Below are 12333 nucleotides of genomic sequence, written 5' to 3' on the forward strand. Positions count from 1 at the left end.
TTATTGACTAACGTTGTATTCGCATCGTGCAATTGTGTCTTTTTCTAAGACAGCTCACATAGACACAAAATCATCTTCCAACTCGTCCTAAAATGAGGGCTATTAATAAAAGCTCAGAATGAAGGTTAATTGTCATGTTACTTGCCGTATTTACGGACTTGCACGCGAATCGAGAGGCGGTCGAAGCCTGTCTCGCCCATGCGAAAGAACGCTCAGCGGATCAATACGCATTTTTAGGTGATTTGGTTGGCTACGGCGCTGACCCTGGCTGGGTGATTGACACAGTGATGGCGTATGTCAATCAGGGTGCTTACGTGCTCATGGGTAACCACGACATAGGCGTACTGCAAGACGATCGCAAAGACATGAACCCTACCGCGCGCTTTGTGGTTGAGTGGACCCGTCAAAATTTAAACGAAGTGCAAACCAATTTCATTCGCGAACTGCCGATGCAATTCATGCTTGATCAATGCTTATTCGTACATGCAAATGCTTGGGCACCTGAACGTTGGGAATATGTCGATGGTACGATGGAAGCAGCGCGCAGTATGCGTGCCACCAACGCGCAGATTACTTTTTGCGGCCATGTGCATACGCCAAGTTTGTATCATATGAATCAAGCAGGGAAAGTCGGCAGCTTCACACCTAACACAGAAGTAAGTGTACCCTTAAGCAAACTGCGTCGCTGGTTGGCACAACCTGGCTCGGTCGGCCAGCCACGCGATGGCAATCCAGCAGCATGTTACGCACTGTTTGATACACAACAATTAGAGCTGACTTTTTTTCGCGTACCTTACGATACAGAGACCGCATCGCAAAAAGTATTGGCGGCCGGCTTGCCAGCTAGCTTAGCCCATCGTTTAATACACGGAGCTTGAATTCATGTCTGCTGATATCTCTCCAAAAACGCCAATCACCGCACCAGATCATGTGGCGGCAGCAACGACAGCAACACCTGCACCCACCGCAAAAAAACTCAGCCGCTTACAAGCTGGCATGATCGTTGACGATTATCAGCTGGAAGAAAAACTGCATACCGGGGGCATGGCGGCATTGTGGCGTATCACCGATTTACGGCAACGTCACGGCAATGCAGATGGCAGTTTCCCTGCGCTGATCATGAAGGTGCCTTTGATGTTTAGCATCGATGATCCAACGGCGATTGTCGCGTTTGAAGTTGAACAGATGATTATGCCGAAATTAAAAGGCCGGCATGTCCCCAAATACTACGCAGCTGGAGACTTTGATACACAACCGTTTATCGTGATGGAACAAATCGGCGGGGTGTCGCTTCGCGCGCGTTTCGACGCATCACCATTGCCGATTGATGAAGTCGTCACAGTTGGAATTAAAGTCGCAACCGCACTACAAGATCTGCATCGCCAACATGTCATTCATCTGGATTTAAAACCATCGAATATCATGTTTCGTGCAGATGGTGAAGCTGTTTTAATTGATTACGGTTTGTCACGCCATGATAAGTTGCCCGATTTACTTGGCGAAGAATTCCACCTGCCGATGGGAACCGGTCCCTACATCGCACCAGAACAAGTATTAGGCATACGCAACGAACCGCGCAGTGATCAATTTTCGTTGGGCGTCTTGCTTTATCATTTAGCGACGGGTGAGCGTCCGTATGGACATCCAACTTCAGTCTCTGGTTTGAAAAAGCGCTTATACCGCGATCCAATTCCACCGCGTAGTCATAACCCGGCAATTCCTGATTGGTTACAAGAAATCATTTTGCGTTGTCTTGAGGTTGATCCTAAAGCACGCTTCGACACGGCGGCGCAGCTCGCGTTGATGCTACAAAATCCTGAACAATTACGCCTGACCGCACGCGCCGAAAAACACGGTCAAGATGGTTTTATGTCGGTTCTGAAACGACGCTTTCAAGCGGCTGGCGCGGAACCATTTGCGCAATACAGCGTCTCAGATCACTTATCACAAGCACCGATTATTATGGTGGCGCTCCATTTAAGTGAAAGCAATACCGAGTTAGCAGATGATATTCGCATGATTACCCGGCGCTTATTACAAACCGAACCCGGTGCCAGACTCGCGTGCGTCACGATACGCAAAACCAGTCGCATCGGCCTTGACGATGGCATGGTGCAAGATGGACAAAATGTACACGTCAAACAATTGGTAGAACTTAAACATTGGGCGCGTCCGTTGCAGGTGCGCAACGATAAAATTACCTTTCATGTATTGGAAGCGCACGATCCTGCTGCTGCAATTATTGACTACGCGCATAATAATAATGTCGACCAAATTATCATTGGTTCACGTGGTAGTTCGACCATCCGTCGTTATTTAGGCAGTGTTTCCGCGCAGGTTGTCGCTGAAGCGGAATGTACGGTAACTGTAGTAAAACAAAGGCGAGAATAAATTCTCCTTTCCTCCTTTTGGAAGACAACACATGTTTGGTCTCGCACACGTTACACAATCAAACTCTCCGTTTTTGGTGCGTCCTCTTCCTCGTCTTCTGTATAGTTTTTTGATGTGTGTACTACTTTCAATGAACGCGTTTGCGTTCATTGATGGCCCAATTAATGCTCCAATTAATGCTCCAACTGATGCACCAACCAACGCCCAAACAAAAACCGCAGCACCCGCACCTGCGCACAACTGGAACAACCTGGCCGACATGGTGTTCCGCCATTTCACGATGCAACAAGGATTACCACAATCAAGTGCCACAGTATTGGCACAAGATGGCGAAGGATTCATCTGGGTTGGTACTCAAGGTGGTTTAGCACGATGGGATGGATATCGCTTTCGCAGTTACCTGCCGGCTCCCAATGATCCAACCAGCCTGCCCGACAACTATGTACTATCACTTTTTAAAGACAAGCAGAACCGTCTGTGGATAGGCACAAATGGTGGCGGTGTCGCGCGCTACGATGCGCAAACCGATAGCTTCGTTAGAATTCCCATTGGTGCCAATGGCAGTAGCCACGTCACGGTCAACTCGATTGCTGGCGATAGCGAAGGCGGCTTATGGTTCGCCACACGCGGTGGCTTAGATTACTTTCATCCAGACACCGGCGCGATTCAACATTATCGCCACGAGCCGAATAATCCAAACAGCCTGCCTAGCGACTTCACCCGCGCTGTTTTAGTGGATCAACAAGGAATCATTTGGGTTGGAACGAGTAAAGGCTTAGTCAAATTTGATGTCGTCAATCAGCGCTTCACGCGAATAAGTTTGCCGATAGACGACAACAAAGTACAAAGAATTATTAGCCTGGGGTCGAGTAAAGACGGCAAACTTTGGATAGGCTCATTTGATTCCGGTGCGTTTTACTTAGATACCAAAGACCCCGCGATCGCTCCGCTGATCAATCGTGTCATGGTAAAAAAGCCCGGTACGCGAGACTTAGTTGGTGGATCAGAAAACGTCCACGCGATCCGCCAAGTTGCCGACCATGAAGTTTGGATAGGAACCTATGGTAAAGGTATTTTAAGTGTCAATATACAAACGCTAGAATCAAGATGGATTAAGCACGAGCCTACACGGCAGAGTAGTTTGGCGGACAACGCAGTCTGGTCGATTATCCAAGACCAATCCGGTCTGATTTGGATCGGTAGCCAACGCGGCATGAGCTTACATGACCCATCGTCCCATGCCTTCGTGAGTATTTATGGCGGTGAAAATCGTCACCACGGTTTACTTGGCCTCGATTTCTTTTCTGTGGCTGGCATGAGTAATGGTGATGTTTGGGTTGGCTCACAGAACAATGGCATCGGCATCCTCGAAGCTGGTAGTAATCAATTCAGTTCGATTCATGCGGACGATACAAAACTACAAACGGCCTTACCGCAAAGTGCCATTTTTATCACTTATCCAACAAGCGATGGTCAAATTTTTATCGGTACAGATAAAGGCTTATATCAAACCATCGGCAACACGCGTGCGGTCAAACATTTAAAACTAAGCCCACGAAACCCTGTGATGCGGGTCGCAACCATGTTACAGCTTGGCGACCAATTATTAATTGGTGGCCCGGAAGGTTTATGGCAAAAAGATTTAAAACAGAGCAATCTCGATCAAGCTACGCAACCAGCTTGGGCAACGCCCATCGCCAGCAAGTTTGTGACCGATATTCAGCAAGCGCCAGACGGCAGAATATGGATTTGTACGTTACAAGATGGACTCTATCGTTACGATCCAAAAAATAATGAGCTACTGAACCTCGCACCCAATCCGAATAAGAAAAACAATCTCGCGCACAGAAATGTCTCTAGCATCTTATTTGATTCCCGCGGTTGGTTGTGGGTGGCGATGCAAGGTGGTGGACTCGATCTTTTACGCACACCGAATGCGAAACCACCGTTTGCATTTGAACATTTTGGCAAACAACAAAAACTCCCGAATGAATTAGTCAATAAAGTGCTGGAGGATAATCAAGGCAACATCTGGGCCAGTACAGATGAAGGCTTCGCCAGAATAAATCCCAAGACCATGCACATTGATCCCTTCGTAGAATCGGATGGTGTTGCGATTACTGGCTATTGGAGTAATTCTGGCGGGCGCACTAAAGATGGTGAACTGATCTTTGGTGGAGTTGGCGGACTCACCGTCATTCGTCCAGAACTGGTCAAAAAATATGCCTATCACCCGCCCGTCGTGGTCACCAATATCCAACTTGGCGGCAAGACAATCGCGGCGAACCATGCGGGATTTAGCGGCAATAAAGGAAAGAAATTATTGGTACAAGCTGACGCCAACAGCATCGTCGTAGAATTCGCTTCGCTCGACTTCTCCGCACCTGAACGCAATCGTTATGCCTATCGCTTAGAAGGTTACGACAGAAACTGGGTAGAAACTGATTACACGCGTCGCCTCGCTGCCTATACCAATCTGCCACCAGGCAACTATCGCTTAATGTTACGCGGCTCAAATCGCAACGGTGAATGGAGCGAAGGACAATTAACGCTGTCGATCAAGGTCTTACCTGCGTGGTTTCAAACATGGTGGGCGTATAGCATGTATTTACTCTTGCTTGCCTGTCTTATTTTCGGGGTGGTGCGTTGGCGTTTATGGCGTTTAAACAAAGCCAACAAAACATTAGAGCAACTGGTGCAAGAGCGCACCCGTGAACTCGAACAATCGCGCAAAATGTTAGAGGAACAAAGCCTGACCGATCATCTGACAGGCTTGCGTAACCGACGCTATTTAAATTTGTACATAGGCGAAGACATCGCGCGCGTGAATCGTAGCTATCAAGCATTACCGCATAACGAAATTCATCGCGCCGCCTTAAATATCGATATCATTTTTATGATGGTCGATATTGATCATTTCAAATCGGTCAATGATGAATTCGGTCATGCCGCAGGTGATCATGTTTTGATCCAAACCACAGAAATTTTACGTGAAGCAGTGCGTGAGGCAGATACCATTATTCGTTGGGGTGGTGAAGAATTTTTGATCGTGGTAAGACACGCAAATTATCTCGAAGCAGAGGTACTAGCAGAGCGGATTCGTACACGTATTGCTGAACACAGCTTCACCTTGGCGGATGGAAAAACTCTGCATCGCACTTGCTCAATCGGCCTCACTACCTACCCATTTATTCCAAGCGCAGTTGATCTGTTCACTTGGGAACAAGTCGTCGACATTGCCGACCAATGCTTATACGCTGCCAAACATGGTGGCAGAAACGCCTGGATAGGATTGTTCTTGTTAGGAGATAACAAAACCATCACATCCGAACAACACTCAGGCTTGAATGTCGAACAGCAAATCGCCCAAGGGCAAATTGTCGTCAAAACTTCACTCCCCGCAGACACCAAATTAGATTGGTCACACGGACGCGGAAAATAATTCACGTGTCAAACGCCCTGGGAACTTCTGCGCACCAATTGCGCTGTAAGCAGGTAAAATAAGCCGCTTGCTGATGGGTGCCGCGCATATGGTAGGTTTTTATTGCCTTTAACGTGGGCACAACTTGGCATACAAAAAAGAAAATACAGACAAGAAAACCAAACACTTGTTGGAACTTATTAGCACTTTTGAGCACTTATCAGCGTTTAAATCGACGTCTGATCAATGAACATCCGATTTGTAGAAAAACCATTAGGAGAATCATGAAAAACATTTTGTTACCAAGCGCAATCGCACTAAGTTTTGCAATGGCCTTTCCCGTACAGACTGCCAATGCTGCAGCGACGACCAATAAAACCAGCGCGGCAAAAGCCCACAACGCAAAAGTAGAAGAAGCACCATTGCGCGCACACTTGGCGCTGTTGTCATCCGATAGTTTTGAAGGACGTGGCACCGGCCAGCGCGGTGGTGATTTGACCGTGCAATACTTAGAAAGCCAATCAATGGCTTTGGGTTTAAAGCCTGGCAATGGCAACAGCTATCGCCAATTAGTTAAAATCGCTGGCGTCAAAGCGCAGCCACAACAAAGCTCTGTTCAACTACTCGCTGGCGGCAAAGCATTAGCGATTGAATTTGGTAAAGATTGGGTATGGGCACCAGGTGATGCCAAGCCAGAACATCAGTTTGATACCGAACTTGTGTTCGTCGGCTATGGTATTTCTGCGCCAGAAGAAAAATGGGATGACTACAAAGGCCAAGACGTCAAAGGCAAAATTTTGATCATGATGGTCAACGATCCACAACCAACAGCAGAAGACAGCAAACGTTTCGGCGGCAAAGCACTGACTTACTATGGTCGCTGGACGTATAAATACGAAGAAGCCATGCGTCGCGGTGCTGCCGGTGTTTTACTGATTCACACTGACGCATCTGCAAGTTACGGCTGGTCCGTCGTCCAAAATGGCGGAACCGCAGAAAAATTCCAGTTACAAGGCGCAGCCTTAGGCACCAGCATTCAAGGTTGGATCAGCAATGAAACGGCGCAACAATTATTCGCTGGTGCTGGTCAAGATTTAGAAAAAATGCGCGCAGCCGCAGAACGTAGCGATTTCAAACCAGTGACTTTAGCCGCCAAATTAACAGGCACCGCAAAAGCCGATATTCGTACGGTGGATCAATACAATGTTGCCGCAGTGGTTCCAGGTACCGATCCTAAATTAAAAGACGAAGTGATTATTTACAGCGCGCACTGGGATCACTTAGGCAAACAAGGCAACAGCGGTGACACTATCTACAACGGTGCAGTCGACAATGCATCGGGCACTGCTGGTTTATTAGCCATGGCGAAAGCCGCAATGCAATCGCCTGCTAAACGTAGCCAAATGTTCTTATGGGTCGCAGCAGAAGAACAAGGTTTATTGGGCAGTGCATTGTATGCAGCACAGCCGCTGTGGCCTTTGGATAAAACCGCCGCTAACCTCAACTTAGACAGCTTGAACTTTATTGGCATTACGCGCGACATCAGCACACGTGGTAGCGAACGCACTGAACTCGGAGCCATCGCAGAAAAAGTCGCCAAGTCCATGCAATTAAGCATCACACCGAGCGAGCCAGATTTAGCTGGCGGCTATTTCCGCAGCGACCATTTCAGTTTCGCTAAAGCGGGCGTACCAGCGTTTTCTATCGGTGGCGGCAAGGACTACATCAAAGATCCTGAAGGCGCGAAAGAAAAAGCCAAAGCCTATAGCAAACGCTACCATCAAGCTGCCGATGAATACGATCCAAGCTGGGATTTGTCAGGCATGGTACAGCAAGCACAATTCACCTTGAACTTAGGTCGTGCGGTTGGAGATGCCGCCAAAATGCCAGCATGGAAAGCCGGCGATCCTCTAGGTAAAGTACGCGCGAAATAATTCAAGGCGTGAACGATAGAGCATGAGACTTCGCGGTCTCGTGCTCTATTTTTATCCATCAACCATCATCAACATCTGCAAAAAAAGCAGAAAGTATCATGTCAACAAGCAGCCCTCGTCCTAGCGAACGTGTACTTTTACAACGCGTCAGAAACCAATTAATCGACTACCTTGAAATCGCGGCCTCCTTCGAAGCGCAGCGCGATTTTCAAACCCAAGCACCAGAAACTCACGTCGCCACCGAGGTACTAGAACAATGGGCAGACTGGGTCAGCCCGAATTGGCAAGAAGAATTGAAAACGCCCACGTTTTCAGAACAAGAAAGAAACGCGATTACACAGTTTCAAAGCATTTGGGAAAACACCCACAACACACTGGTGCGGCCACTACCGGCACTAGACTACATACAACTAGCACCAGCTTGGCAGCAATTACGCGCGGCTGCAGAAGATTGTTTGCGCGTGTTTATGTTGCGTGGGAAGTTGTCGGATGTTGAGGAAGTTATCGGGTAGGTTGACGCTGAGCTTGCGAAGCCCAACGCGGTTCAAATCGAAAATTCTCTGGGGTTTTATGATTTTCAAATTGAAGTCTATCAAGACCCAACTTCATCTCCTCCAAGCATAATTTGACAAGCACCAAAATCTTTGACAGACTAGTTACCTGACTAGTTAAATAAATGGTGAAAATCATGCACACATGGGCCGTACAAGATGCTAAAGCCAAATTTAGCGAATTTTTAGATGCCTGTCTCACGGAAGGGCCGCAAATGGTAACCAAGCGTGGGGCGGAAGCTGCGGTCTTGGTGCCGGTGCAAGAATGGCGTCGCTTACAATCCGCAGCCCGACCATCGCTGAAACAGCTTTTGCTATCAGATTCCGCACGTGGCGAACTCAATGTTCCAGTTCGTGGAAAAGCCAAACGGCGTACCCTTGACTTGATGCGCTAACGATCATGTACTTATTGGATACCAATGTCGTTTCCGAATTACGCAAACCGCGACCGCACGGTGCCGTTGTCGCTTGGCTAGAGTCGGTAGATGAAGCGAAACTTTTTTTATCTGCGGTAACGATAGGCGAAATTCAAGCTGGCATCGAATTAACCCGAGAACAAGATCCCGACAAAGCCGCAGAAATACAAACATGGTTAGAGCTCTTGGCCGCTGCTTATAACGTCTTACCGATGGATGGCTTTGCATTTCGAGACTGGGCGCAACTCATGCACAGAAAGTCTGACACCCTATACGAAGACGCCATGATTGCAGCGACTGCACGCGTGAATAATTTGATTGTGGTAACGAGAAATGTGGCAGATTTTAAATCGCTTGGTGTTGAGGTTTTTAATCCGTTTGCTAAGGCTGGTCGTTAAGTGCGACATGAGATCCGCTGCGTCCGCATGCTTCGGCTACAATTTAAGAGAAAAAATATTTTTGAGATTTGTGAATTTCAAAATGTTCACGTCACAACCCAACCTCATTTTCCCACTCATCACAACTACTACTCTTACATTGGCTGTTTCCAATGTGAGGTTACATAACGATAACGAGAATCTTCTGTTTTTGGAGCTACATAATACGAATCATCAATCTTGAAATCAGCTACCAGCATATCCCTGAATCCCCCCAAACGCTCAATACAAGTGAGTTCGTTCGTTACGTCTTTAAAGATGGTGGAAAAAGCTTTATGTTGTTTAGACTTCATAAACTCTGGTGTACTCAACGCAAAATCTTTGTCAGGCAGTGCCGGTATCCCAGCCAATGCGGTTACCGAATTTATCGACTTTATTAGAAAGCTACCTTGAATACCTTGCGCTGACCGCACGCCATACTGGCGTTTGATATCTCCCGAGATTTTATCTAAGTCACTGAGTAACTTTGTAACCCTTCTGTTCCCCGACGCTATGCCACACTCGTCATATGCGATATGAATTTCTCGAATTACCTCTCTTGCGACAACGAAGGGAGCTTCACTTTTTACTTCCAATGCGGAACGTATAATATTCTTTGGACTCCCTGATTCAGAAGCTAACCAGGCTGAAATAATAGGCAAATCTATTGAGAGCGTTGAGCATCTACCGTGATCAATTATTTCAGAAGTAGTACTACCTAGCTTTCGAGATAGGTTTTGTATAATTTTGGCTGTGTAGTCATGCCCAAAAGATCCTGTCTTTCTCATCCAATGAAGTTGATATGCGTGCCTTATAGGATGGATAAAGGAATCAGCTTTAAAATGTTTTGCAACGATGCTGTAGTAGATTGACTTATAAGCTAGCCAATTTAAGGAGGCAATAAACATTTCTAAGGCTTTAGTCATTCCGCCCATGCCCCCAGACTTGCTTTGTCTATCGTCAAGAAATTCTTCTTCAGTAAATTCATATCCAGAAGAGCTTACAAGCTTAACATCTGTGGACCAAAAACCTCGAGTAGCACTAATATCTGAAAGCTCGTTGAATATTGATGCACTTAGCTCACTGTATTTTTCATATTCGGGTGTATTAGGTTCACCTAACATTTTCATTGTTAGATAGTAAACACTGGATCTGTTATCCCAGGTACATATCATATTTAACTTAAGAAGTTCTATTAGACTTTTGAAGTCCTCATCAACAAACGCTCCACCCCGTATCTCAGGTTGGAGCGATCGAGCCTGATTTCTCGCCAGAGCATCTAGCTCATTCAAATCAAAGTCATCTTCGGATAAGAATCGAATGAAATCGAATTTTGAAGCACGCGATTGTTTAAATTGAGGCTTATAGTTATCAACACAAATTAATTCATCATAGAACAGGATGGCTTGAACAAGATTTTCAAAGGCAACCAAATCCCCATTAATAGTGTCGGGGTTCTTAACGACAATATCACCTAGCGCCCGTTCAACAGCAGTAAGTGATGCATTATCAATTAAAGCGTATGACATATATATTCACCGATTTCTATAAAGATGTCTCAAGATATAATCTAAAAAATGCAAAGATAACCGACCGCAAAGAAGATGACAATTTGTATCATCCCCGTGGCAATTTACATAGCATCTAACTATTTCAAACGTAAATTAAACTTTATCAAACCGATCAAAAAGATATTCTTCGCCAACAATTCATCAATTAACCCAATAAATCCGAGATACAAAACTAGGCAAACAAACCCATTCATCCCAAACTCAACCGCAACCTAACCCGCACCCCACCCTCAAGCAAATTCTCTAAGTTCACCTCACCACCATGCAAGCTAATCACCTCACGCACAAACGGCAATCCCAGCCCGGTGCTCTTCGCTGCATCAGCTCTAGGTAGTGAATAAAAGCGTTCAAAGATTTTATCAATGGCATAGTCGGGAATGCCACTGCCTTGATTGTCTATCAATAATATTAGCTGCTCGTTTTCAATTTGTTGATGTAGACGGATTTCAGCGCCATGTGGGCTAAAGGCGATCGCGTTGTCGATGAGATTACCGATTGCTTGGCGTAATAAGAGTGGGTCGCCTTGTATGGTTTGCGCTTGTACGTCAAATTGGATGCGTAGATTTTTTCGGGCGATAGCATCGCTGAAATCGATTAGCACTTGGTCGAGCAAATCGACAATGTTGATGCTGCTAACTTGGCTTAGCCGCTGTTGCTTTTCGACTTTAATCAATTCTAAAAGTTTGTCGATCAATTGTTTTTGGCGCTGGTTTTGCTCAATGATATTGTTGAGAAACTTGCTGCGTTCGGCTGCTGGTGGATCTTCGCTGAGTAATTCTGCCGAGCCTTGAATGGCGGCGATTGGGCTTTTAAGTTCGTGCGCTAAAGTATGCATTAAGGTTTCTACATACTGCTTGCCTTCTAATTTGTGTCGCATGCTTTCTAGTGCGCGACCTAGTTCGCCGATTTCGTTATTGCCTAATTTCGGCAGACTGACTTTGTCGTCGCGTTCTACGGCTTGCGCATAATTGCGCAGTTGCTGTAGCGAGCGATTGAGCCACCATGAAAATCCTATGCCGATAATCAAAGAAGCGAGCAAGATCCAAAAGCTGCGTTGTAAGATTTTTTGCTGACTGCGTTCGATGAACGGACCGATAGTGGAAGTCGCTTTGGCGACAGTTAAAACGCCGATGATTTTTCTAGCTTGCCCTGTTTGATTATTGTCTAAAATTGGTGCCGCGACATGCATGACGGAACTGTTTTCATCATTCGGATCGGTGCGCGTGCTACGTGCGCCGTATTGGCCGCGTAAGGTGAGATATACATCGTTCCAACGCGCATAACTTTTACCGACATCTTTTTGTTCGGTATCAAAAATCACGATCCCTTTTGCATCGGTGATATAGATGCGGTAATCGAGAGTCGCTTTGCGCACGCCGCTGATTTCGACATCGACACTACGGTCTGCATAATTTTGCATACGCTGTAGCAATGCCAGATGTTGAATGTCACCATTCTTCACGTCTTCTGCTACCAGCTGCGCGAGTAATTGCGCAGTATCGACCAGAGTGTCTTCTAAAGTGGCGCGCACGCCAGGACGAACTTCGGCAACAAAGACATTCAACACAAACCAGGCGGCCAAGCCCAGAATCAGAAAGTAACTGAGTAAAATTCGTAGGCCGATTTTCATAAT

9 protein-coding genes are annotated in these 12333 nt (G+C 46.4%); 7 read left to right on the top strand and 2 right to left on the bottom strand.

Annotation, left to right across the window (positions count from 1 at the left end; all coding sequences use genetic code 11):
- The first annotated feature begins 134 nt into the window (after positions 1–134).
- The 7 genes from H8K33_RS16590 (at position 135) to H8K33_RS16620 (ending at position 9111) form a co-directional block, all read left to right on the top strand.
- On the top strand, positions 135–878 hold the full coding sequence (locus H8K33_RS16590; RefSeq protein ID WP_186892179.1) for a metallophosphoesterase family protein: 744 nt from the start codon (positions 135–137) through the stop codon (positions 876–878).
- Positions 879–882: 4 nt separating this feature from the next.
- The gene (locus H8K33_RS16595) at positions 883–2391 is read left to right on the top strand and encodes a bifunctional serine/threonine-protein kinase/universal stress protein (RefSeq protein ID WP_186892180.1); all 1509 of its coding nucleotides are present in this window, start codon (positions 883–885) and stop codon (positions 2389–2391) included.
- Between the two features lie 31 nt (positions 2392–2422).
- Positions 2423–5833 (top strand): ligand-binding sensor domain-containing protein, encoded by a 3411-nt coding sequence (locus tag H8K33_RS16600; RefSeq protein ID WP_186892181.1) that lies wholly within the window; start codon positions 2423–2425, stop codon positions 5831–5833.
- Between the two features lie 263 nt (positions 5834–6096).
- Positions 6097–7746 (top strand): M28 family peptidase, encoded by a 1650-nt coding sequence (locus H8K33_RS16605; protein ID WP_186892182.1) that lies wholly within the window; start codon positions 6097–6099, stop codon positions 7744–7746.
- Between the two features lie 98 nt (positions 7747–7844).
- On the top strand, positions 7845–8258 hold the full coding sequence (locus tag H8K33_RS16610; RefSeq protein WP_186892183.1) for a hypothetical protein: 414 nt from the start codon (positions 7845–7847) through the stop codon (positions 8256–8258).
- 176 nt (positions 8259–8434) lie between these two features.
- Entirely contained in the window at positions 8435–8692 is a 258-nt protein-coding gene (locus H8K33_RS16615; protein WP_186892184.1) for a type II toxin-antitoxin system Phd/YefM family antitoxin, read from the top strand.
- Between the two features lie 5 nt (positions 8693–8697).
- Positions 8698–9111 (top strand): type II toxin-antitoxin system VapC family toxin, encoded by a 414-nt coding sequence (locus tag H8K33_RS16620; protein WP_186892185.1) that lies wholly within the window; start codon positions 8698–8700, stop codon positions 9109–9111.
- Between the two features lie 134 nt (positions 9112–9245).
- Here H8K33_RS16620 and H8K33_RS16625 read toward each other — a convergent pair whose 3' ends face one another.
- Both H8K33_RS16625 and creC read right to left on the bottom strand, forming a co-directional pair.
- On the bottom strand, positions 9246–10658 hold the full coding sequence (locus tag H8K33_RS16625) for a hypothetical protein (protein ID WP_186892186.1): 1413 nt from the start codon (positions 10656–10658) through the stop codon (positions 9246–9248).
- Positions 10659–10890: 232 nt separating this feature from the next.
- Positions 10891–12330, bottom strand: a complete 1440-nt coding sequence (creC, locus tag H8K33_RS16630) for a two-component system sensor histidine kinase CreC (RefSeq protein WP_186892187.1) — start codon at positions 12328–12330, stop codon at positions 10891–10893.
- Positions 12331–12333 lie beyond the last annotated feature (3 nt).

This window comes from Affinundibacterium amnicola (assembly GCF_014284275.1).
In the GTDB taxonomy this organism is placed as follows: domain Bacteria; phylum Pseudomonadota; class Gammaproteobacteria; order Burkholderiales; family Burkholderiaceae_D; genus Undibacterium; species Undibacterium amnicola.